The sequence below is a fragment of the Endothiovibrio diazotrophicus genome, assembly GCF_054657215.1.
The window spans coordinates 26417-48317 of the sequence record NZ_BAAHXB010000037.1 but is presented as its reverse complement, the minus strand read 5'-3'; the positions used below and the strand labels follow the sequence as shown (position 1 = coordinate 48317).

Sequence of the window (21901 nt, the reverse complement as noted above, 5' to 3'; positions counted from 1 at the left end):
TGGAGCTCACCCTCATTAGCGGCGAGGCGGTGGAGCAGGGCGTCATCTACCCCGCCCGCTACGGCTCGCCCAACCCGCTCGACGACGGCCTCTACTGGAGCGCCACGGTGAATCCGGCGATGCGCGGCGAGTTCCGCTATACCATGCACTTCACCCTCTTCCCGCCGGTCACTGGCGACGACCCGGCGGGTGAGTCGGTGGTCCTCACCCATGATGCGCGCATCGACCTTGTCGAGGAGCGGATCCGCGACGGTTTCGCCGCGCTCCGCCGGCAGTCGCCATGAAGACCATCGCCATCGTCTCCCTCCTCGACGTGGTCGGCGTGCTGAGTAACGGCCGGTTGGCGGGCAACCTCTACCTGATGGACGACAATCGGCTGCACGGCTCGCTGGACCAGGGCAGCGAGATCCTCAAGACCAGGGTGGAGCGGGGCGATCGCCTGGTCTGGGTGGTCCAGTTGCTGGAGTGCGAGGCCTACGCCGCCATCTCGGCGATCGAGATCGACCCGGCCATCGAGATCGACCCGGCGATCTGCGAGCCGCAGCCCCACCGCTCCCCCGATGGCGACGTTGCCTACTGGGTAGGGGTGGTGAAGCGGGATATCACCGGACCGGAGCCGGTGCCCTATCGCCTGAGCTACCGCGTGGCGGGACAATCGGCACCGTTCTCGATGGCCTCGGGAACCAATCCCCGCGACCGCCCCGCGCTGGTCGGCGCGGACTACTCGCCGGTGTAGCGCCATGCCCACCCGGCCCAACGCCCCCCAGGTGAACATCGTCTCCGTGGTCGACGTGAGGAAGGCCCTCGATCGGGGCACCCTGCAGGGTGCCATCTACATGACGGACAACAGCGTCGGCAGCGCCCACAAGGGCACCGACCGCTTGAGTACCGCCTGCCTCGGCGGGCAGGTGGTCAACTGGGTGATCTACCCGTTGGAGGCCCCGTTGGACTCCGTTCGGGTGACGCGCATCGCCTTCGCCGAGCGTGCGGTGTGCGGCAAGCTGAAGGCCTACGGTGAGGCGATCGCCCCCTTCGGTCCCTATCCCGAACGCACCCCCAGCTACGACTACTGGGCCGGTCTGGTCCTGCCCGAGGCGCCACCGGGCATCCATCGCTACCACTTCGAAATCGAGCTGAGGGGGGAGGGGGGCCCTCGTCGGTTCCTGTTGAACTCTCCCTCGTTACGGGTTGTCCCAACTTCCCGGTATCTTGTTGATTCGAATGGTGATTCCGTCCGCAGCTTGTTGGCCGGACGGGGTGATGGGTGAAACTACGGATGGCGACCCAGGCGGGCTCTACCACACTTTGTGCACGTGGTGCGCAGGGGCCTTCCCGAGCCGCACAGGGACGTTCCACAGGGGCTCGTCGCGGTGAAGTTGAACACATGGCTGGTCGGGGCCGTCACCCTGCTTTTCACCGTTGCCTTCGGGGTGATGGAGCGGGCGGCCTACCGGGATGCCGAGGCGGAGGCGCGTACCGAGCTGCTCCACGTCGGCGACCACCTCTACCACCTGCTGATGGCCACCCGGCAGGTCTACCAGCACAGCTTCATCGACAGCGGGCTGCCGGTCAACGACAAGACCCTCGGCCTGCTCCCCGCCCATGCCATGGCGCGGATCTCCGAGGTGTTCCGCGAGAAGGAGCGCTCCGGGGTGCGCTTCTCCAACGTCTCCGACCGTCCGCGCAACCTGCTGTTGCGGGCCGATGCCGTCGAAATGAAGGCGATCGACTGGTTCCGCGAACATCCGGAGGAGACCGTCCGCTTCACCCCCTTTCGCAGCCCGCAGGGCGCGGAGTACTTCCTCTACGCCCGCCCCATCCGTGTCGAGCCCTACTGTCTGCGTTGTCACGGCGAGAAGGCGTCGGCCCCGCCCTCCATCCGTGAGCGCTACGACGCCGGTTACGGCTACGGGGTGGGGGAGCTGCGGGGAATTCTCAGCATCAAGCTTCCCGCCGCCCATCTGGCAGAGCGGGTCGGTGCCCGCTATTGGCAGCGCTTCGCGTTCCACCTGACGGCCCTCGGGGCCACCCTGGCCGTGCTGCTGTTGCTGCTGCGCCATACTGTCCACGAGCCTCTGAGCCGTCTCGCCGCGGCGTTGAGCACCTTCGGCGAGCGCGGCGAGGTGCGCCTGCCGGGGCGACTGCCGGGGGCGGAGTTCCAGGCGGTCGGCGCGGCTTTCGAGGGGATGGCCCGTTCGATCCGCGAGCAGCAGCGGGCGCTCGCCCGCCGTGAGGCGGAGGTGCGGCTGCTCCTCGACTGCTCCGGCGAGGGGATCTACGCGGTGGACCGCGATGGGGTTTGCGTGCGCTGCAATCCGCGGGCGGCCGAGCTGCTTGGCTACTCCGATCCCGCGCTCCTGCTCGGTCGCCCCTCCCACACGCTGTTTCATCATCACCATGCCGACGGCACCGAGTTTTCACCGGATGACTGCCCCACCGCCGAGGTGATCCGCGACGGCCGGCCGTTGCGCGTGGACGACGAGGTGTTCTGGCGTGCCGACGGCACCCCGCTGCCGGTGGAGTACCTGATCCGGCCGATCGTGGAGGAGGGGGAGATCGTCGGTGCGGTGGTCAGTTTTCATGACACCACCGAACGCCTGCGTGTCGAGCAGCGGCTGCGCGAGGCGAAGGAGGCGGCGGAGGCGGGCAACCGGGCCAAGGGCGAGTTCCTGAACATGGTCAGCCACGAGATCCGCACCCCGCTGAACGCCGTCATCGGCATGGCCGATCTGCTGGTGGAGAGCCCGCTCGACGCCGAACAGCGGCGCTACGTGGAGCTCTCCCAGCGCGCCGGCGAGGTGCTGCTGGTCCTGATCGACGAGATCCTCGACTTCTCCCGGGTGGAGTCCGGGGAGCAGGCGCTGGAGCTGGCGCCGCTGGAGTTGGCCGCGCTGGTCGAGGGGGCCCTCGCGGTGGTCTCTCCGCAGGGGCGGGAGAAGGGGCTTCTGATGACGCTGGAGATCGCCCCCGGGTTGCCGCGGCGGGTGGTGGGAGACGCGCGGCGGCTGCGCCAGATCCTGGTCAACCTGCTCGACAACGCGGTCAAGTTCACCGAACGGGGCGCGGTATGGTTGAACGTGGAGCGGCCGAAGTCGGGGGGCGAGGGGGCGCTGCGCTTCGCCGTCGGTGACACCGGTATCGGCATCGCCGCGGAGCAACGGGTGCTGGTCTTTCAGCCGTTCACCCAGGCGGACGGCTACGTTACCCGCCGGCACGGTGGTTGTGGGTTGGGTCTGGCGCTGGTCGACCGTTTGGTAAGCCGCATGGGCGGTGAAATCGATCTGGAGAGCACCCCCGGCGAGGGGACCCGCGTCGCCTTCACCGTGCGTCTTCCGGAGGCCCCGGAAACATCCGCTTGACGGGGCCCGGAGGGGCTGGAATACTCCCGCGCAACCGATTGGATTTCCTGACCTTTTTGCATGGTTTGCGGTGTCTCGCCGCGGGCATCCATCGGGGGGGCGGGCGCTTCGAGGTGGGGTGCCGGGCCCGAGGGAACAACGCAACGATCATGAACAGGGACCGCCCCATGTCTGCCACCAATCCCCCCGCCCCCCCTTTCGTGGTCGTCGACGACACCACCCTGCGCGACGGCGAACAGTCCGCCGGCGTCGCCTTCAGCCTGGAGGAGAAGCTCTCCATCGCCCGCGGTCTCGACCGCCTGGGGGTCCCCGAGCTGGAGGTGGGGATTCCCGCCATGGGCGACGAGGAGCGGACCGACATCGCGGCCATCGCCGATCTCGGCCTGAATGCCCGGCTGTTGGTGTGGAGTCGCATGCGCGACGACGATCTGGCCTGCTGCCGTGGGCTCGGGGTGGGGATGGTGGACCTCTCCATTGCGGTCTCCGACCAGCAGATCCACCACAAGCTGGGCAAGGATCGGGCGTGGGTGCTGGCAGCGGTGGCGCGGCACGTGGCGGCGGCCCGCGATCACGGGCTGGAGGTGGGCGTCGGCGGCGAGGACGCCTCCCGCGCCGATCCCGACTTCCTGCTCCGGGTGGCCGAATGCGCCCAGCGCGCCGGGGCGCGGCGCATCCGCTTCGCCGACACCGTGGGGATCATGGAGCCGTTCGCGCTGCGCGAGCGGATCGCCCGGCTGCGCGCGGCGATCGACCTGGAGATCGAGATGCACGCCCACGACGACTTCGGGCTGGCCACCGCCAACACCCTGGCGGCGGTGCTGGGCGGGGCGAGCCACGTCAACACCACCGTCAACGGCCTCGGCGAGCGCGCCGGCAACGCCGCCCTGGAGGAGGTGGTGCTGGGGCTGAGGCGCCTCCACGGCATCGAGACCGGGGTGGAGCTGCGCGACTTCCCGCAGCTCTCCGACGAGGTGGCCGCCGCCGCCGGCCGGCCGGTGGGGTGGCACAAGAGCCTGGTGGGCGAGGGGGTGTTCACCCATGAGGCGGGGATCCACGTCGACGGCCTGCTCAAGGACCCGCGCAACTACCAGGGGGTGGACCCCGGCGAGGTGGGGCGCGTCCACCGCCTGGTGCTCGGCAAGCACTCCGGCGGCCGCGGGGTGATCCAGGCCTACGCCGAGCTGGGGATCACCCTCGACCGGGAGCGGGCGCTGCTGCTGCTCGGGCGGGTGCGGCGTTTCGTCACCGTTGCCAAGCGCCCGCCGCAGGCCGATGAGCTGCTCGCCTTCCTGGCGGAGATCGAACCGACACCGGCGGCCGCGGCGGCCGTGGCCGCGGCGGTTGCCGACGAGGTGCTGCTCGAAGGAGGTGCGGCATGAGCGGCTGGCGCCTCGACGGGCTTTTGGAAGGGGTGGTGGAGGCGGAGCGGCTGGCCGATCCGGGGATCGCTGCGGTCACCGTCGGCGGACTCGCCTGCGACAGCCGCCAGGTGGCGCCCGGCGACCTCTTCATCGCCCGTGGAGGCCGCCACCACCACGGCAGCCGCTTCATCGGCGATGCCCTGGCCCGCGGTGCCGCGGCGGTGCTGTATGAGCCGGAGGGGGCACTGCCGCTGCCGACGGTGGAGGCCGGCGGGGCGCCGCTGCTGGCGGTGCCGGGGCTGGCCCGCCAGATGGGCCGGGTGGCCGATCGTTTCCATGGGCAGCTCTCCCGCGCGCTGTTCACCGTCGCCATCACCGGCACCAACGGCAAGACCACCACCAGTTGGTTGACTGCCCACGCCCTGCACGCCGGCGGCCGCCGCTGCGGGCTGATCGGTACCCTCGGCAACGGCCTGGCCGACGCGGTGGTGCAGGGCGACCACACCACGCCGCACTCGTGCGAGATCCACCGCCTGATGGCCCGGTTCCGTGACCAGGGGGCGCGGGCGATGGTGATGGAGGCCTCCTCCCACGGCATCCACCAGGGGCGGCTCAACCACCTCGATCTCGACGTGGCGGTGTTCACCAACCTGACCCGCGACCACCTCGACTACCACGGCAGCATGGAGCACTACGGCGAGACCAAGCGTCGCCTGTTTCGCCACCCGGAGTTGCGCGCGGCGGTGGTCAACGCCGACGACCCGGAGGGCCGGGAGATCCTCGCCACTCTGCCCGCCGGGACCCTCGCCTGGGCCTACGCCCTCGATCCGGAAGTCGCCGTGGAGCGCCCCGGCGGTGCGCTCCACTGGGTGCGGGCGCGGCGGGTGGCGGCCACCGCCGGTGGGCTCACCGTGGAGGTGGCGACCCCTCACGGCGAGGGACGGATCGACAGCCCCATGCTCGGGCGCTTCAACGCCGCCAATCTGCTCGCCGCGCTGGCGGTGCTGGAGCTGGCCGGGCTGTCCACGGAAGAGGCGTGCCGCCGTCTCGGCGAGGTGCCGCCGGTGCCGGGAAGGATGGGGCGGATCGAGGTGGCGGGCGGTGCCGGGGGGCGGCCGACGGTGGTGGTGGACTACGCCCACACCCCCGATGCGTTGGAGAAGGCGCTGGCCGCCCTGCGCCCCCACTGCGAAGGCCGGCTGATCTGCGTCTTCGGTTGCGGCGGCGGGCGCGACGCCGGCAAGCGACCGCAGATGGGGGCGGTCGCCGCCGGTCTGGCCGACCAGGTGTGGCTCACCGACGACAACCCGCGCCACGAGGATGGGGCGGCGATCGTCGCCGCCATTCGTGACGGCATGCCGGCGGGCTTCGAACCGCAGGTGGAACGCGACCGCGCCGCGGCGATCGCTGCCGCGGTGGCCGAGGCGGGTCCCGGCGACGTGGTGCTGGTGGCCGGCAAGGGACACGAGGAGTACCAGCAGATCGGCGATGAGCGGCGCTACTTCAACGACACCGAGGAGGCGCGCGGGGCGCTGGCGCGGTGGGGCGTGGACGACGGCCGCGGCGCGGCGTAGGTCGGCGCTACTGCGCCGACGTGAACGGGGGCAATGTGCGTTGGATATCCTCTGCGCTTGCCGAATGGGGCCTTCCGTTCGGGAAGGTCTTCGTCGCCGAGCGTCCGCTGCTTCCGTTCGCGTCGGCGCGGTAGCGCCGACCTACGGGGGGAGCGGGTGCCCGCAGCGGGAGCGTCGCCGTTCGCCATGGTACGTCGATTTTCCGTGCCGCCGCCCCTCAAGCCGAGCGGGGTGACTCCCGCATCATCCGCTCCATCAACCGCGGAAAACCGGTCATCCCCTGGCCGGCGGCCACCGCCATCACCCCGCCCATCATCGCCCCGGCGATGCCGTGGGCGGCGGCGTCGGTACCGGCGAGGTAGCAGCCGCGCACCGGGGTGTGGGGGCCGATGATCGGTGAGCGGTAGCGGGCCGGCGTTCCCGGCAGGCCGTAGAAGCCGCCATGGTGGTGGCCGGTGAAGTCGGCGAGGGTGAGCGGGGTGGAGAGTTCACGATAGGCCACCAGCCGGCGGAAGCCCGGGAAGTGGCGCTCCACCAGGTCGAGCAGCCCCTCGGCGATGCGCTCCTTGAGCGCCTGGTACGCCTCGCCGCGGTGGCGCCACGGGTGCTCGGCCCAGCGGGCGAAGGGCTGCCACGGGCAGATCGCCACCACCTCGGCGGTGGGTGCGCCGGCCTCCGGGTCCTTCACGGAGGGGAAGGAGAGGAAGCCGTAGGCGGCCTCGCCGCGCAGCAGGGCGTCGCCGTCGGCGAAGGCGCGGTCGTGGTCGAGGCCGGAGTAGAGCCAGTGGTTCTCGCCGCTGAAGCCGTGGCGGGCGGGGTCATCGTTGAGACCGAGATAGAGGGTGACGGCGCTGCCGGCATCGGCGGCCAGCGCCTCCGCCTCGCGCCGCTCCCGTTCCAGGGGCTGGTCGGCGAGCAGCCGGTGATAGGTGGCGTGGGCGCCCGCCGCGCTGATCACCCGCGGCGCCTGCCACCGCTCTTCCAGCGCGCCACTGCGGCGGAAGCGCCATGCCTCGACCCCGCGCACCGTGCCCCCCTCGACCACGATCCGCTCCACCGCAGTGTGGGTCTGCAGCCGACCGCCGGCGGCCTCGATCAGCGGGACGATCGCCTGCGCCAGCCGACCGGCGCCGCCCACCGGGTACCAGGCGCCGTGGAGGAAGTGGCTGGCGATCTGCGCATGGGTGAGAAAGGCGCTGCGCGCCGGCGGCAGGCCGTAGTCGCCCCACTGGGAGACCAGCAGGGCGCGCAGCGCGGGGTCGTCGATGTGGCGCTCCAGCCACGCCCCGGTGGTGCCCAGCAGATCGCCGTAACGGCACCGTTTCCATCCGGCCATGGCGATGGCCAGCGGTCGCGGCATCAGCGCCGCGGCCCAGTGCAGGCGGGCCGCCCGGCCGGCGCGCTCCAGATCGGCGAAATAGCGGGCGATCCCCGCCCGCTCGCCGGGGAAGGCCGCCTCCAGTTCCGCCCGGTAGTGGTCGGCGCCCTCGCCGGTGCGCAGGGTCCGCCCCGGGTAGTGGAAGCGGTCGACGCCGCCGGGCTGGCGTTGCCACCGGACCTGACCGTCGGTGACGTAGTCCATCACCGCGCGCAGCTCGCTGCCGGGCGCCAGGTCGCCCACGTAGTGCAGCCCCACGTCCCAGCGGTAGCCGCCGCGGCGCCTGAAGACGTGGGTCTGTCCGCCGGCCAGCCAGTGCCGCTCCAGCACCAGCACCCGTTGGCCCTCGCCGCGGGCGAGCAGGGCGGCGGCGGTCAGCCCACCGATGCCGGAACCGATGACGATGGTGTCGTAGCGCGCTTCCGCGGACATCGGAATACTCCTTGAAGAGGGCTTCTCACGGGACTAATCTCGGCGAGGTCGAGGCCTTATGTTAACGTCGTCAACATAAGGCTAGGGTACAATGTAACGAGTGTCAACATTCCATGGGCGAGCGTGATTCGAAATCGGGCTATCACCACGGCAACCTGCGTCAGGCGCTGCTCGACGAGGCGCGGAAACTGATTCGTGAGGAGGGGGCGGGGGCCCTCACGCTGCGCGATCTGGGCCAGCGCCTGGGGGTGTCGCGAACCGCCCCCTACCGCCACTTCAAGGACCGCAAGGCACTGCTCTCGGCGGTGGCGGAGGAGCGCGCGCGGGTCTTCGGCGCGACGCTGCGGGAGGCGCGCGAGGGGGAGGGCAACGCCCTGGCGCGGTTGCGCGTGATGGGCCGGGCCTATCTCGGCTTCGCCCGTCAGGACCCTAGCGGTTACCGCCTGATGTTCCAGGAGCAGCAACTGCTGGACGATCCCGATCCGGCGTTGAAGGAGGCGATGAACGCCGCCTTCGATGAGTTGCGGGAACTGGTGCTGGAGTGTCAGGGGGCGGGGGTGCTGAAGGCGGGTGATCCGGAGCTGACCGCCACCTACATCTGGTCGATCAGCCACGGCATGGCCAGCCTGCTGATCGACCGGCGCCTGCCGCCGGAGGTGGACGTGGAGGCGCTGGGTGGCTTCGTCGAGCGCGGGTTGTTCGATGGGGTCGGCCGCCACTCCCTCGACACCCTCTGGCAGCGGCTGCGGGACCGTTGAACGCAGCGGGCGCGGCCCGCCCTATCGGGCGGCGGCGCGGATCGGCAAGCCGTCGTGGATCAGCCGTCGTCGCCCTCGGCCACCTCGCGCAGGTGGCGGAACAGCGCCCGCCCGGCACCCGCCGGCTTGCCGCCGGCGCGCTCCTTCACCGCGTTGCGCACCAATTGGCGCAGGTGTTGGCGGTCGCTCCCCGGGTAGGCGTCGAACCACTCCGCCAGCGCCCCGTCCCCCTCCTCGATCAGGCGGTCGCGCCACCGTTCCAGTTGATGGAAGCGGGCGGCGGCGGCGCGGTCGCGGTTGAGCAGGCGGTCGAGGGCCTCGCGGATCGGCTCGGCCTCCACCCCGCGCATCACCTTGCCGACGAACTGCATCTGGCGGCGCAGCGCGCCGTGGCTCTTGATCCGGCGCGCCTCCAGCACCGCTTCGCGCAGCCGTTCGGGCAGCGGGATGGCGTCGAGCTGGGCGGCCTTCAGCTGCACCAGCTCCGCGCCCAGGTCCTGCAACGCCTCCGCCTCCCGCTTGAGCTGGCTGCGGCTCGGGCCGAGGGGCTCCTCTTCATGGTCGAAATCGAGTGGATCGTTCATCGGCGAAACCCTACCGCCGCGGCCGCTTTCCGGCAAGCGCCGTGATTTATCCCATGCACCTCCCCTATACTCGGGAGAAACGATAAAACCACGGAGAATCCTATGGAAATCTTCGGCTACACGCTGCTCGCCGTGCTCCTGGTCGCGGTGCTCTACGTGATCCTAACCTACAACCGCCTGGTCTCCATCAAACACAACGTCGACAAGGCGTGGGCCAACATCGACGTGCTGCTGAAACAACGCCACGACGAGCTGCCCAAGCTGGTGGAGGCGTGCAGGCAGTACATGAAACACGAGCGCGAGACCCTGCAACGGGTCACCGAGGCGCGCGGCCGGGTGGCCGAGGCGCGGGCGGCGGGGGACGTGGCCGCCCTGGGCGCCGCCGAGGGGATGCTGCGGATGGGGCTCGGCCAGCTCTTCGCGGTGGTCGAGAACTATCCGGAGCTGAAGGCCGACCAGAGCTTCGGCCACCTGCAGGGGCGGATCACCGGCCTGGAGAACCAGATCGCCGACCGCCGCGAGTACTACAACGAGACGGTCAACATCAACAACGTCGCCATCGAGGTCTTCCCCGATCTGTTCGTCGCCAACTGGTTCCGTTTCGGGTCCCGCGAGCTGTTGGAGTTCAGTGAGGCGGAGAAGGCCGACGTCGACCTGAAATCCCTCTTTCAATGAAATTTTTCGGTGAAAAATTTCATCATGTTTTTGTGGATTGGCGCGGGGTATGCCCGGGGGCGAGGCGCACCGCTCCCTCGCCGGTGCCCCTTTGGGCGTCGGCACGCCCTGCGCGACTGCGGTGAGGTCGTGGGTCGGGGCGGACCCGCAGCGGGGGTGGCACGGGGTATTGGACGGTGACGTTTACCCGGCTATCGGTGATCTTCAACAGCTTCGCCGGGGCCGGCCATCTGGTGTTGTTGCTGTTCGCCTGGGTCTCCCACGACCTGCGGGTGTGGGCCGCGGTGCTGTGGGCGATGGCGCTCATCTCCATCGTCTCGTGGATCGCCACCTACCGCCGCGCCCGCCTGATCCGCGACACCCCCACCGCGCGCATCGCCTCCGCCGGCCAGGGGTTCACCGAGCTGGTGGGGATGGGCGAGGCCCACCCCGGGGGTGATCTGGCCGCCGGGCCGATGTGGATCCCCCCTTCGCTCTGGTACCGCTACCACGTCCGCTGCGAGGACTCCAACGGCCGCTCCCGCGGCCGCTCCAGCCGCACCAGCGACGACACCTTCCTGCTGCGCGACGACAGCGGCGTCTGCGTCATCGACCCCGACCACGCCGAGGTGGTCACCACCCACAAGCGCACCCGGCGCGAGGGGGATTGCGTCTACGAGATCGAGTACCTGCGTCCCGGCGACACCCTCTACGCGCTGGGCGAGTTCGTCACCGTCCGCGCAGGCGACACCCCGCTGGACCCCAACGCCGACACCGCCGCGCTGCTGCGTGAGTGGAAGGGGCAGTCGGAGACCATGAAGCGCTTCGATACCAACGGCGATGGGAAGATCGACGAGGCGGAGTGGGCGGCGGCCCGCCACCAAGCCCGCGCCGAGGTGGCCAAGCAGCACATGACGCACCGCCTCGCCCCCGGCGTCCACATGCTCCGCGTCCCCACCCACGGCCGTCTCTTCCTGCTCTCCAACATCGACCCCGACCACCTCGCACAACGTTTCCTCTACTGGTCCTGGTTCCACCTCGCCCTGTTCCTGGTCTCCGCCGTCGCCGCGCCGGTGCTCACCGGTAGGCTCCTGCTGGCGGGCTAGCAGTCTGTCGGGCGATGGGGGGCGAGGCTCGTTGGGTTGAGCGTAGAGAGAAGCCCAACAGGCGTGCACGAGGACTGCGGCGCAGTGAATCGGCGGCGGCGTGTTGGGCTTCGCTACCGCTCAACCCAACCTACGGGTTCCTCTAGTAGCCTGTTGGACTACCAATCCCGACAGGCTGCTAGTGTCGATTCCCTCGCAGGTCCTTCAGCAACAGGAACAGGTGCAGCGGATCGGTGGGACTCGGTTCGAAATCGAACTGCTCGTACCAGCGGTGGGCGCGCTCATCCTTGGCGTGGGTGATGATGGCGCGGATGCCGGCGATCTCCGCCGCCTGGAGGATGCGCAGCAGGGCGTCCTTGAGCAGCGCCCGGCCTAGCCCCCTTCCCTGTTCTTGACGATCGACCGCCAGTCGGGCCAGCAGCATTACCGGCACCGGGTGACGGGCCAGCCCCTTGGTGAGGCGCGACGGCGCGGTGGCGTGTTCGACGGATCCCACAGCGAGGCTGTAGTAGCCGACCACTTGCTGGTCGCCCCGGCAGACGACGAAGGTCTGGGCGCCGTCGGCGCGCTGGTTGGCCAGGGCGAAGCGGTGGAGGAAGCGGTCGAGGGGCGGGGAGCCGCAGTCGAAGCGGCCGGTGTCGTGGTTCGGGGCGAGTTTGACCACCGGACCGAGGGAGAGAGAGGACACGTCTACTCCAGGACGCTGGGCTCGTCGAGCAGTCTGGCAAGGTGGGGTTTGACCTGGACTGGGCGTTCAAGGGCCCGCTGAAAGGCGTGCCAGCGTTCGTCATCCAACTGGAAGAGGCGGCGATCGGCGAGCGCATCGTCGGCCGCGGAGAGCGCCGCGTCGAGGAGGAACTCGCTCACGTTCTTGTGCGATGCCGCCGCCGCCCGTTGCAGGATCTCCTTCACGCCTCGGGTCGTGCGGATGTCGATGCGCTCGGTCTTGGCTTCGGCTGTGGGTGTGGTCATGGTGCGGCCTCCTTGCAATGGAGCCTAGCATCCGGACAATGTCGTGACAACGGATGAGACGTTCCCCTCCGGTACAATGAGCTTTTTTCCGTCACGAAGCCCCAAGGACCCCGCATGGAGTCTCTGAACCTCCCGATCGACCCCAACGTGCTCCCCGCCCTCGCCCTGCTGCTCGGCCTGTTGCTGGGCGGCGCGCTCCTCTATTGGATCGCGCGCAGCCGGGCGAAGGCCGAGGCGAGCGCCGTCGAGGCGCTCTGGAACGAGCGGTTCGACGCCGAGCGGGCGCTGAACGAGGAGCGGTTGGAGGGGACGCGGCGGGAGTTGGCGGTCTCCACGGTCGAGCGCGATCGGTTGCGCGGCGCGCTGGACGAGCAGCGGGCGAGCGGGGCGGTGCTGAGCGAGGAGCGGGCGCGCTACGAGCAGGTGGTGGAGGAGAAGAACCACCTGATCGCCCGCCTGGAGGTGGCGCTGCGCGAGCAGCATGAGGAGCGCAGCCGCCTGCAAGGGGTGCTCACCGAGCGGGAGAAGGCGCTCTCCACCGCCACCACCCGGCTGGAGGAGCAGGAGAAGCAGAACGCCGAGCGGCTCCTGCAGTTGGAGGAGGCGAAGCGCAAGATGGCCGCCGAGTTCGAGAACCTGGCCAACCGCATCCTGGAAGAGAAGGGCAAGAAGTTCGCCGAGCAGAGCCACGCCGATCTCGCCCACACCCTCAACCCGCTGCGCGAGCAGCTCGAAGGGTTCCGCACCAAGGTCGAGGAGATCCACCGCAACGACACCCGCGAGCGCGGCGCGCTGGTCGAGCAGTTGCGCAACCTGCACGAGCTGAACCGCAGGATCACCGCCGAGGCGGCCAATCTGACCAAGGCGCTGAAGGGCGACAAGAAGGCCCAGGGCAACTGGGGCGAGCTGATCCTGGAGCGGGTGCTGGAGGAGTCGGGGCTGCGCAAGGACCACGAGTACGAGGTGCAGGGGAGCTTCCGTGACGAGGAGGGGCGGTTGCGCTACCCCGACGTGATCATCCACCTGCCGGACAACAAACAACTGGTGGTGGACTCCAAGGTCTCGCTGCTCGCCTACACCGAACTGGTCGCCGCCGAAGAGGAGGCCGATCGCGCGGTCGCCCTGAAGGCCCACGTCGAGGCGGTGCGCAACCACATCAAGGGGCTCTCGGAGAAGGACTACAGCGCGCTCCCCGGTCTCCACTCGCTCGACTTCGTGCTCATGTTCATGCCCATCGAAGCGGCCTTCATGGCCGCCTTCGAGGCCGATCAGAAGCTCTTCTCCGACGCCTTCGAGCGCAAGATCGCGGTGGTCACCCCGACCACCCTGCTGGCCACCGTACGCACCATCGAGAGCATCTGGCGCTACGAGCGGCAGAACGAGAACGCCAAGCGGATCGCCGACCGCGCCGGCGCGGTCTACGACAAGCTGCGCGGCTTCGTCGAGGACATGGAGAAGCTGGGCAACCAGATCAACACCCTCAACGGCACCTACGACGCGGCGATGAACAAGCTCACCGAGGGGCGCGGCAACCTGATCCGCCAGGCGGAGCGCTTCGTCGAGCTGGGGGTGAAGGTGAAGAAGTCGCTGCCCGCGGCGCTGATCGAGAAGGCCGGCGCCGAGCACGAGGTGGCCGAGGCGGTGTTCGATGGCGATGTGGCGGGGGGCGAAGAGGACGAGTGAGCGTCGCCGGGCTCGGCGACGGATGTTTTCACCATGAAGGGAAGGCGAAGGGGAACGAAGGGCATGAAGGGGGAATCCGTTCGCCCATTCAACCACCCTCCGATGTAGGAGCGGCCCCTAGGCCGCGATGGCGCCCGTTCCGCCGACCTCCGCAAGTCGCGTAAAGTTCGGCACTTCGAACCATCGCGGCCTAGGAGCCTGTCGGACTATGGGGGATCGAGCAGCGGGAGTGGGAGGGCGGCCCCACTTTTTCGAAAATCTGAGGAGAATAGCGAGCTATTTGACGAGGATTTTCGGAAAAGTGGGGCCGTCATCCCGCTTTCGCGGCCGATTCATCCATAGTCCGACAGGCTCCTAGGGGCCGCTCCTACATCGGGCGGCCATTGAACGGCAAACGGATTCCCTCTTCATGCCCTTCGTTCCCCTTCGCCTTCCCTTCATGGTCGAAATCATCGAGCGCCGAGGTGGTCGTACGGCGGTAGGGTTTCCAGCCTAGCGTCGTGCAGGGCCCCACCGACGGTGAAGTGGTAGAGCACCTGCAAGCGCTCCCCTTCGATCCCCAGCGTCTCGTGGACCGGATCGTCGTAGAAACAGCCGATGCCGGTCCCCTGCACCCCCGCCGCCTCCGCCTCCAGATAGAGGGTGTGGCCGATCATCCCGGCCTCCCACAGCAGTTCCCGGTAGCCGTAGGCCCCCCGCTCCAGCGCCCGCTCCAGTTCGCCCACCACCGCCACCGCGAAGGCGCTGTCGCCGGCGATGGACTGTTGGCAGGAGAGGGTCGCCGCGGCGCGCATGGCGTTGGCCTGCACCAGCCGAAACAGCGGCAACTGCTCCGGGCATCCGTCGGGGCGCTCCCAGGCGAAGCTGTCGCGCAGCTCGGGACGGATACGCTCCATCGCCGCCGGGTCCCGCAACAGGGCGTAGAGCCCCCGCGGCAGCCCCTCCACCCGATGGACGAAGAACACCGGATGCACCTCCGGCGGGTGGAGCGCGACGCGCCACGGTAGTTGCTCGCGGCGCGGGAGGAGGGCATCGAGGATCCGGTAGAACGCCTCGGCGGTGATTGTCGTGCGCCCGTCGAACGCCTGGGCGCTGCGCCGCCGCCGGATCAGCGTCGCCGCCGGGGTCTCGCAGCCCGAGGGGAGCGATGGCGGAAGGCGTGGCCACACCGCCGCATCCCGCCCCGATGCCGGCCGCGGCGTCGCCGCCGCCGCCGCCTCCACCAGCCGCCACTCCTCCCGCGGCCCCACCGTCAGCCGGTTGGCCCGCCCCTGCCACTCTTTCAACGGCTCCAACCACTGTGGTAGCTCGACCTCGGTCTCTCCGCTTACCCCCGGTCCCACCGCCAACATCAGATCGGGCACCTCCCTTTCCGCCCCCGCAAAACTTTCCTCATCGCCCAATCCCAACAATTTTGCGATGGCGGCATCCGAGAAGTTCGGTAAGGCGAGGGCGTGCCAGCCCAGCACCGCCGCGGAATAGCCAACCGCCGCCATCGCATGGCCGAGGTCCAGTTGGCAGTAGCGGAAGGCACGCTCGCCGTACTTCCACGCCTCCCGCCAGTGGATCGAGCTGAACCCCACCAGCGCCACTCCCGCCGGCAGGAACGGTGCCGGCAGGTCGTGGCGCCGCTCCAGCCGATGCTCCCGGCTCAGATAGTGGTAGATCCCCGCCGCCAGCCCAGGCAGCTCGCCGCACACCAGATACCCCTCGGTGGGGTGGAGGTTGCCGCTGGAGGGGTTGCAGCGCAGCGCCCAGCGGTCGCCGCCGTAGCGCTTCCAGGCGGCCAGCCCCAACGCCAGCTCGAACAGCGCGGCGATCCCCTCCCGATCCAGCGGCGCCGGTTCGCCGGGTGATCCCAATTCGCGCCACGTTCGCCCGATGCCGTCGGCGACCAGCGGCAGGTCGACCGACGGCGCGCCGTCGAACCAGCGGAACGGCTCCGGCTGGAGATCCCAGTCGAGTCCATTGGGGCCGTCGGCGTAGCGCTCGAAGGCGTGCTTGGTGCGCAGGTGATATTCGAGGATGCGGGCGCGGTCGTCGTCGCCGTGGAACGGGGAGGGTGGGTTCATGAGGTGTTGCCTGAGGGTCGAATAGAGGGCATGAAGCGCGGACATCGGATCAGGAGGAGCAGCTCACCACGATCCCCCGCTCGTTCTCCAGCGGGGGTGCGGCGTAGCGCTGGTGCTCCGGCTGCTCGTCGAAGGGGTGGGCGAGCAGCGTCAGCAGCCGCTCGATCTCGCCGTAGTCCCGCGCCTCGGCCCGCTCGATGGCCCGCTGGGCGAGGTGGTTGCGCAGCACGTATTTGGGGTTGGCCCGGTTCATCCGCACCCGGCGCGCCGTGTCAGTCTCCCCGTCGCAACGCAGCCGGGCGCGGTACCCGTCGGCCCAACGATCGAAGGCGGCACGGTCGAGGAACTGGTCGCGGGCCGCGCGATCGCCGCCGGCATCCGCACTGCGCACCTCGCCCAGCGCCCGGAAAAGATTGGTGTAGTCGACCCGCTGCTCCGCCATGATCTCCAGCAGCCCCTCGGCCAGCCCCATATCCTCCTTGCCCATCTCCCGCAGCCCCAGCTTCCCGGCCATGCCGGTGCGGTAGGCGTCGCGGAAGACACGCCGGTAGCCGCCGAGGATCGCCTGGGCGCGCTCGGCCGCCGCCTCGCCGTCCTCGGGGTCGATCAGCGGTAGCAGCGCCTGGGCCAGGCAGGAGAGGTTCCACAGCCCGATCTCCGGCTGGCGGTCGAAGGCGTAGCGCCCCTCGTGGTCGGAGTGGTTGCAGACGAAGCCGGGATCGTAGTCGTCCAGGAAGCCGAATGGGCCATAGTCGAGGGTGATGCCGAGGATCGACATGTTGTCGGTGTTGAGCACGCCGTGGGCAAAGCCGACCAGTTGCCACCGGGCGACCAGCCGCGCGGTGCGGGCGGTCGCCTCCTTGAGCAGCGCCGCGTACGGGTTCTCCGCTTCGCGCAGCGCCGGGAAGTGCTCGTCGATGACGTGGTCGGCGAGCAGCTTGAGGCTGCGGAATTTGCGGCGGTAGTAGAAGAACTCGAAGGAGCCGAAGCGTACGTGGGAGGGGGCGAGGCGCAGCAGCGCCGCGCCGCGCTCGATCCGCTCGCGGCGCACCGGCTCCTCGCTGCCCACCATCCCGAGGGAGCGGGAGGTGGGGATGCCGAGCCCGGCCATCGCCTCCGAGCAGAGGTATTCGCGCACCGTCGAGCGCAGCACCGCGCGGCCGTCGCCGTCGCGGGAGTAGGGGGTGCGCCCCGCCCCCTTCAGGTGGAGGTCCCACAGCTCGCCCTGGCGGTTGCGCACTTGGCCAAGGAGCAGCGCCCGGCCGTCGCCCAGTTGCGGCACCCAGTAGCCGAACTGATGGCCGGCGTAGCCCATGGCCAGCGGTCGGCTGCCCGGCAGGGAGGTGTTTCCGCCGAGGAGATGGACGAAGGCGTCGCGTCGCCCCTCGTCGGGGTGCAGGTCGATCAGTTCGGCGGCCCGCGGGTTGAAACTGACCAGATGGGGATCGCTCAACGGCGTCGGATCGAGGTGGGCGTGGAAGCCCTCGGGGAGCGCCGCGTAGCGGTTGTCGAAGGTTAGGGTTTCGAGGGTGTTCATGCCCGAGGATGTTTAGGCGTGGGGGTGGGGTTATCAACCCCGCGAAAGTGGGGGAGTGGAGTGGCTGATTGGAATCATCAACAATCGAGCCAGATTGACTTCTTAAATAAATCAGTCGGTTGAACGCGAAGTGGTGGTGTGTGGAGCGGCTTCGTTGTCGCGGTTGCTACAGCGGACAGCGGACGTGAGCCGGGTGGCCGGTAGGTGTCGAGGCCGTTTCCGTGTATTTTTCTCGTTTGTTAGAACGGGTGAAAGGGCGTAAAGGTTTCCCGACGACGCCAATCGCAGACTACAGAGGGCTACCATCGTGATGAGACAATTGACGGCAATCATCGAGCGGGAAGGAGACGGCTACGTGGCGCTCTGTCCGGAGGTCGATGTCGCGAGCCAGGGCGATACCATTTCGGAAGCGCGTTCCAACCTCAAAGAGGCGTTGGAGCTGTTTTTCGAGACGGCCTCTCAGCAGGAGATCGATGCCCGGCTCCATGATGAAGTCTACGTGACCCATCTGGAGGCGATCGAAAAGGCCGTGCAGCACTGAATATTTCCCTGCGGCGATCCCGTCGTCGCGGACCAACCTCCGGAATAGGAGTTCGTCATGAACTGGAGATTCACCCCCCTTCTCGTCGTCCTGCTGTTCGCCGGCAACGGTTTCGCCGCGCCGCCTCTGCGGGAAAAGGCGCTGGTCGAACCGGCCGTGGTCACCGCCGCGATCCAGTTGGAGAAGGAGCTGAACGGTCGCGAAGGGGTCGATGTCCCGCCGGGGGAGAGCTGGTTCCGGGTGATCCGCGGCACGGCGCCGGTGGTGATCACCGCCCCTCACGCCACCCGCCCGTGGCGCGAGGGCGAGCGCCGCTTCTCCGACGGCGGCGGTACCGCCGCGCTGGCGGTGGCGCTGGCCGAGCACACCGGCGCGTGGGTGATTCACACCACCTACGAGGGTCCCTCCGACCCCAACTACTACGACGACAACGCCTTCAAGATGGCGCTCGCCAAGGTGATCGAGGAGGTCCATCCGAAGCTGCTTCTCGACCTCCACGGCAGCCACCCCTACCGCTCCTACGACGTCGACTTCGGCATCATGGGCGGCGAGTCGCTGCTCGGGCACAAGAAGCTGTTGGAGGGACTGGAAACCCGCCTGCGCAACGACGGGCTCCTCAGCCTCTCCTACGACCGCTTCCCCGCCGCCAAGCACCAGACCCTCACCAAGTTCGCCGCCGCTCACGGCGTGCCGGCGATCCAGCTGGAGATCAACGCCACCTGGGTCACGCCCTCGGCCGGCAATCTCGAGGCGCAGCGCTTCTCCCGGCTGTTGCAGGCGTTGGAGCGCTATGTGGACGGGGTGGTGAAGCCGTAAACACGAAGGACGCGGAGGACGAGGCGCGAAGGGGATGGCGTAGGTCGCGGCTACCGCCGCGACGCAAACGGAAGCAGCGGAGTGAGCGGCGCCATTTCCTTCCCGACGGCCACCTTCCGCTCGGCACGATTGCCCGGAGATTTGACGTCGCTGCTTCCGTTTGCGTCGGCGCGGTAGCGCCAACCTACGTGAGGAGCGGGCGCGGCAGGTGGCGGATATGCCGAGGAGGAATGGGGCGCACCGCGCTTCGGGTCCCTGTCCCTGCCCGGGACTGGCCGCTATTCTATACACATGAAAAATTGAATCAGGTGTATCTCATGATGTCGAGCAAAGCGCAGCGCACCAATATCGTCCTCGATACCGAACTGGTGGCGCGGGGGCTGGAGGTCACCGGACTGAAGACCCGTCGCGAGCTGGTCGACTTCGCCCTGCGCGAATTGCTGCGCCGGGAGGGTCAGAAGCGGCTGCTGGAGCTGAAGGGGGCCGTCCGTTGGGAGGGTGATCTGGAGGAGATGCGCAAGGGCCGGGTGGCGTGATCCTGGTCGATACCAGCGTTTGGATCGATTTTTTCCTCGACCGGGATACACCCGCCGCTGCCGCCCTGGAAGCGATGATCCACGACGGCGAGCACCTCGCCCTGTGTGGCGTGGTGCTGACCGAGATCCTCCAGGGGATTCGCGACGAGCGCGCCTATGGGTTGACCCGCGAACGACTCGAACCGCTGATCCGGTTGCCGATGCCCGAGCCCGTCTTCCTGCGTGCTGCCGATATTTATCGCAGCCTGCGCAAACGGGGTATCACCATCCGCAGATCGCCGCGGTCGCCATCGAGAACGACGTGCGCCTGCTGCACAACGACCGCGATTTCGAGCCGATTGCGCAGTGGTGTGGTCTGAAGGTCGTGTCGTTCAATCACTAACGCGAGCGCTTGGATGAACTTTCGCTGGTAGGGCGGATTGGCGATAGCGTAACCCGCCGAAATGAAGCGACCTCCGGCGGAGGAACTCCGGTTCGTGGCGGATTACGTTGTCGCTAATCCGCCCTACGAGCTGGAAAATCGCCTGCGCAACGACGGGCTCCTCAGCCTCTCCTACGACCGCTTTCCCGCCGCCAAGCACCAGACCCTCACCAAGTTCGCCGCCCACCACGGCGTGCCGGCGATCCAACTGGAGATCAACGCTACCTGGGTCACACCCTCGGCCGGCAATCTCGAGGCGCAGCGCGTCTCGCGGCTGTTGCAGGCGTTGGAGCGGTTCGTGGATGGGGTGTTGAAGCGTTGATGCGAAGACCGCGGAGGAAGGCGCACGAAGGAGGAAAAGGGGAAGGGGCGTAGGTCGCGGGTACCGCTCCCCCGTTCAGGGGGAGTGCCCAGAGGTGTCGCGTTGCCGCCGCCGTGCTCAATCCGCGTCTTGTTTGAAGGTGTGGCCCCGCGTATCCGACCATTCGACGGTGACGCCTTTGCCGGCCAGGCTGGAGTTCATGTCGATCGCCAGGAATGGGTTGTTGGATATAGCCGGGGTTGGGTGGACCGTAGCGAACACCTCGCTCCCGCCCAATACCCGGATCCGGTTGACGTAGTAGTCGGTCTCCCCGTTCAGGGCGGGAAACATCGGGTGATAGATCATCGTGTTGATCCGCCGGTGGCCCGCTCCGAAGGAGATGGAGCGGCTCTTCACGATGCGCTGCCCGATCTCCGTGGTGGGGAACTGGAATGTGCCTTTGAAGATACGGGTCAACCGTTCGGGGTCGCTGAAGTCGGTGGGGTTGTCGACGATCGTTGTCAACCGCTTGACCGTGCTCTTGCCGGAGAGCGTGGTGAGGGTGACCACTACCGATGACGCGCCGCGGCTCTCCATGCGAACACGTGAACTCACGTACACATGGCTATGGGGCTGGGCGTAGTCGACGTCGAATGCGTGTCTCATCGACTCGGGGTTGTCGGGAAGGTCGACCGAGATTCGCGTGACCTTGTCGTCAAAGCGGTTCCCCTCGATGATGATGGGGACCAGATTGCCTTCAGTGATCCGGTCGGGAATCTGGCCCTTCAGTTCCGGCCCGAAGTCGTCGAAGAAACCGTCGGCCCTCGCCGTCGCTGTGAATGCCAGCAGTAATGCCACACAGGCGATAGGTTTGTGCAAAGGCTTCATTGTTGGGGCTCTCCCATTTGACTTACTTTTCCTGTTTGGGTTCGGTGTAGACGGCGTTCCCGTACAACCGCGCATCGGGACCCTGGTTACGAGAGGCTCGCCTGGATTCGAGCTTGGCGGGTGCGGTGGTGCGGGACTCCCGGTTGCCTTTCGCCTGGGCGTAGACCTCTTTCAGCTCCACCGCCGCTTGGCGTAGCGCCTCTTCCCTGTTCTCGGGGCTGGGGTGGGTGCTGAGTAGCTCCACCGGCCCCGCACCGGCGACCTGCGCCATCTTCCGCCACAGCGACGCACCGGCGGCGGGATCGTAACCCGCCATTGCGGCCAACTTGATGCCGATCTGGTCGGCCTCGGACTCCGCCTGACGGCTGTTGGGCAGGGTCAGTGCCACCTGGATGGCGGTATCGACCATCGCTGCGTTCAGGCGACCCTTACGCCCCGCGTTGGATGAGAGTATCGCGGCGCCAAGAGCCCCTCCGGCCAGTGCGATGGAGAGCTTTTCCTGGGAATGGTTGGAGAGGGCGTGGGCGATTTCGTGGGCGATCACCTGGGCCAGCTCGTCGTCGGTCGGTTGCAGCCGGTCGATCAGTCCACTGTAGACGGCGATCTTTCCACCCGCCATGCAGAAGGCGTTGACCTGATCGCTGTCGATCAGGTTGACCTCCCAATCCCAGTCGGCGGTTTCGGGGCGGAATTGGATTGTCTGGGGAATGATCCGAAAGGTGATATCACGGATTCTGGAAACGCCGGCTTCGTCGGAGTTCAGTCGATTGGATGCACCCTCGCTGCTGATTAAATTGGCGTAGCTCGCGTAGGAGCGGGCTACCACCAGATCTTCCGGGATCAGCATGAGTTGCGAGCGGTGGGTGACGGGGTTCACCGCGCAGGCCGACAGGCACAGGTACAGCAACCCGGCCAAGAGCTTTTTTGT

At 68.3% G+C, this 21901-nt stretch carries 23 protein-coding genes; 15 read left to right on the top strand and 8 right to left on the bottom strand.

The window, feature by feature from the left end; translation table 11 throughout:
- From ACYQ2W_RS11300 to ACYQ2W_RS11275, 6 genes are all read left to right on the top strand, one after another.
- A partial coding sequence (locus ACYQ2W_RS11300; protein ID WP_459866608.1) for a hypothetical protein occupies positions 1-284 on the top strand: 284 nt, incomplete at its 5' end.
- Positions 281-736, top strand: coding sequence for a hypothetical protein (locus tag ACYQ2W_RS11295; protein ID WP_459866605.1), 456 nt, complete (start codon positions 281-283; stop codon positions 734-736). The genes ACYQ2W_RS11300 and ACYQ2W_RS11295, both read left to right, overlap by 4 nt.
- Positions 737-740: 4 nt before the next feature.
- Complete coding sequence (locus tag ACYQ2W_RS11290; protein WP_459866602.1) at positions 741-1268, top strand: hypothetical protein; 528 nt, start codon at positions 741-743, stop codon at positions 1266-1268.
- A 102-nt stretch (positions 1269-1370) separates the two neighbouring features.
- On the top strand, positions 1371-3359 hold the full coding sequence (locus ACYQ2W_RS11285; protein WP_459866599.1) for a c-type heme family protein: 1989 nt from the start codon (positions 1371-1373) through the stop codon (positions 3357-3359).
- A gap of 167 nt (positions 3360-3526) precedes the next feature.
- Positions 3527-4738, top strand: a complete 1212-nt coding sequence (nifV, locus tag ACYQ2W_RS11280; protein WP_459866596.1) for a homocitrate synthase — start codon at positions 3527-3529, stop codon at positions 4736-4738.
- Positions 4735-6294: a UDP-N-acetylmuramoyl-L-alanyl-D-glutamate--2,6-diaminopimelate ligase gene (locus tag ACYQ2W_RS11275; protein ID WP_459866593.1), complete on the top strand. Its 1560-nt coding sequence runs from the start codon at positions 4735-4737 to the stop codon at positions 6292-6294. Before nifV ends, ACYQ2W_RS11275 begins: the two co-directional genes overlap by 4 nt.
- A 217-nt stretch (positions 6295-6511) precedes the next feature.
- On the opposite strand, the gene ACYQ2W_RS11270 is transcribed toward ACYQ2W_RS11275, so the two are convergent.
- Positions 6512-8104 (bottom strand): phytoene desaturase family protein, encoded by a 1593-nt coding sequence (locus ACYQ2W_RS11270; RefSeq protein WP_459866590.1) that lies wholly within the window; start codon positions 8102-8104, stop codon positions 6512-6514.
- A 113-nt stretch (positions 8105-8217) separates the two neighbouring features.
- Here ACYQ2W_RS11270 and ACYQ2W_RS11265 point away from each other — a divergent pair, with 113 nt between their 5' ends.
- A complete protein-coding gene (locus tag ACYQ2W_RS11265) occupies positions 8218-8862 on the top strand; it encodes a TetR/AcrR family transcriptional regulator (protein ID WP_459866587.1) in 645 nt (214 codons plus the stop codon).
- A 59-nt stretch (positions 8863-8921) separates the two neighbouring features.
- On the opposite strand, the gene yjgA is transcribed toward ACYQ2W_RS11265, so the two are convergent.
- Positions 8922-9446 carry a ribosome biogenesis factor YjgA gene (yjgA, locus tag ACYQ2W_RS11260; RefSeq protein ID WP_459866584.1) on the bottom strand — a complete coding sequence of 175 codons (525 nt, stop codon included), beginning with the start codon at positions 9444-9446 and terminating at the stop codon, positions 8922-8924.
- Positions 9447-9548: 102 nt separating this feature from the next.
- On the opposite strand from yjgA, the gene ACYQ2W_RS11255 reads away from it, so the two are divergent.
- Together ACYQ2W_RS11255 and ACYQ2W_RS11250 are read left to right on the top strand one after the other, a co-directional pair.
- A complete protein-coding gene (locus ACYQ2W_RS11255) occupies positions 9549-10121 on the top strand; it encodes a LemA family protein (RefSeq protein ID WP_459866581.1) in 573 nt (190 codons plus the stop codon).
- Positions 10122-10297: 176 nt separating this feature from the next.
- Entirely contained in the window at positions 10298-11206 is a 909-nt protein-coding gene (locus ACYQ2W_RS11250) for an EF-hand domain-containing protein (protein ID WP_459866578.1), read from the top strand.
- Between the two features lie 178 nt (positions 11207-11384).
- Here the strand turns inward: ACYQ2W_RS11250 and ACYQ2W_RS11245 are convergent, their stop codons facing one another.
- Complete coding sequence (locus tag ACYQ2W_RS11245; protein WP_459866575.1) at positions 11385-11894, bottom strand: GNAT family N-acetyltransferase; 510 nt, start codon at positions 11892-11894, stop codon at positions 11385-11387.
- 2 nt (positions 11895-11896) lie between these two features.
- Positions 11897-12178 (bottom strand): type II toxin-antitoxin system TacA family antitoxin, encoded by a 282-nt coding sequence (locus ACYQ2W_RS11240; RefSeq protein ID WP_459866572.1) that lies wholly within the window; start codon positions 12176-12178, stop codon positions 11897-11899.
- 114 nt (positions 12179-12292) lie between these two features.
- Here ACYQ2W_RS11240 and ACYQ2W_RS11235 point away from each other — a divergent pair, with 114 nt between their 5' ends.
- Positions 12293-13861: a DNA recombination protein RmuC gene (locus ACYQ2W_RS11235; protein ID WP_459866569.1), complete on the top strand. Its 1569-nt coding sequence runs from the start codon at positions 12293-12295 to the stop codon at positions 13859-13861.
- 449 nt (positions 13862-14310) lie between these two features.
- On the opposite strand, the gene ACYQ2W_RS11230 is transcribed toward ACYQ2W_RS11235, so the two are convergent.
- Both ACYQ2W_RS11230 and ACYQ2W_RS11225 read right to left on the bottom strand, forming a co-directional pair.
- Positions 14311-15933 carry a SagB/ThcOx family dehydrogenase gene (locus tag ACYQ2W_RS11230; RefSeq protein WP_459866566.1) on the bottom strand — a complete coding sequence of 541 codons (1623 nt, stop codon included), beginning with the start codon at positions 15931-15933 and terminating at the stop codon, positions 14311-14313.
- A 49-nt stretch (positions 15934-15982) separates the two neighbouring features.
- Positions 15983-17470, bottom strand: coding sequence for a protein adenylyltransferase SelO (locus tag ACYQ2W_RS11225; RefSeq protein ID WP_459866563.1), 1488 nt, complete (start codon positions 17468-17470; stop codon positions 15983-15985).
- Positions 17471-17777: 307 nt separating this feature from the next.
- Here ACYQ2W_RS11225 and ACYQ2W_RS11220 point away from each other — a divergent pair, with 307 nt between their 5' ends.
- The 5 genes from ACYQ2W_RS11220 (at position 17778) to ACYQ2W_RS11200 (ending at position 20106) form a co-directional block, all read left to right on the top strand.
- The gene (locus ACYQ2W_RS11220) at positions 17778-18011 is read left to right on the top strand and encodes a type II toxin-antitoxin system HicB family antitoxin (RefSeq protein ID WP_459866560.1); all 234 of its coding nucleotides are present in this window, start codon (positions 17778-17780) and stop codon (positions 18009-18011) included.
- A gap of 57 nt (positions 18012-18068) precedes the next feature.
- The gene (locus ACYQ2W_RS11215) at positions 18069-18827 is read left to right on the top strand and encodes a hypothetical protein (protein ID WP_459866557.1); all 759 of its coding nucleotides are present in this window, start codon (positions 18069-18071) and stop codon (positions 18825-18827) included.
- A 317-nt stretch (positions 18828-19144) separates the two neighbouring features.
- Positions 19145-19363, top strand: a complete 219-nt coding sequence (locus ACYQ2W_RS11210; protein ID WP_459866554.1) for a type II toxin-antitoxin system VapB family antitoxin — start codon at positions 19145-19147, stop codon at positions 19361-19363.
- Positions 19360-19722, top strand: coding sequence for a type II toxin-antitoxin system VapC family toxin (vapC, locus tag ACYQ2W_RS11205; RefSeq protein ID WP_459866551.1), 363 nt, complete (start codon positions 19360-19362; stop codon positions 19720-19722). Before ACYQ2W_RS11210 ends, vapC begins: the two co-directional genes overlap by 4 nt.
- A gap of 117 nt (positions 19723-19839) precedes the next feature.
- Positions 19840-20106, top strand: coding sequence for a hypothetical protein (locus ACYQ2W_RS11200; RefSeq protein WP_459866548.1), 267 nt, complete (start codon positions 19840-19842; stop codon positions 20104-20106).
- 117 nt (positions 20107-20223) lie between these two features.
- Here ACYQ2W_RS11200 and ACYQ2W_RS11195 read toward each other — a convergent pair whose 3' ends face one another.
- Complete coding sequence (locus ACYQ2W_RS11195; RefSeq protein ID WP_459866545.1) at positions 20224-20973, bottom strand: thiosulfate oxidation carrier complex protein SoxZ; 750 nt, start codon at positions 20971-20973, stop codon at positions 20224-20226.
- Between the two features lie 22 nt (positions 20974-20995).
- Entirely contained in the window at positions 20996-21889 is an 894-nt protein-coding gene (locus tag ACYQ2W_RS11190; protein WP_459866542.1) for a M48 family metallopeptidase, read from the bottom strand.
- Positions 21890-21901 lie beyond the last annotated feature (12 nt).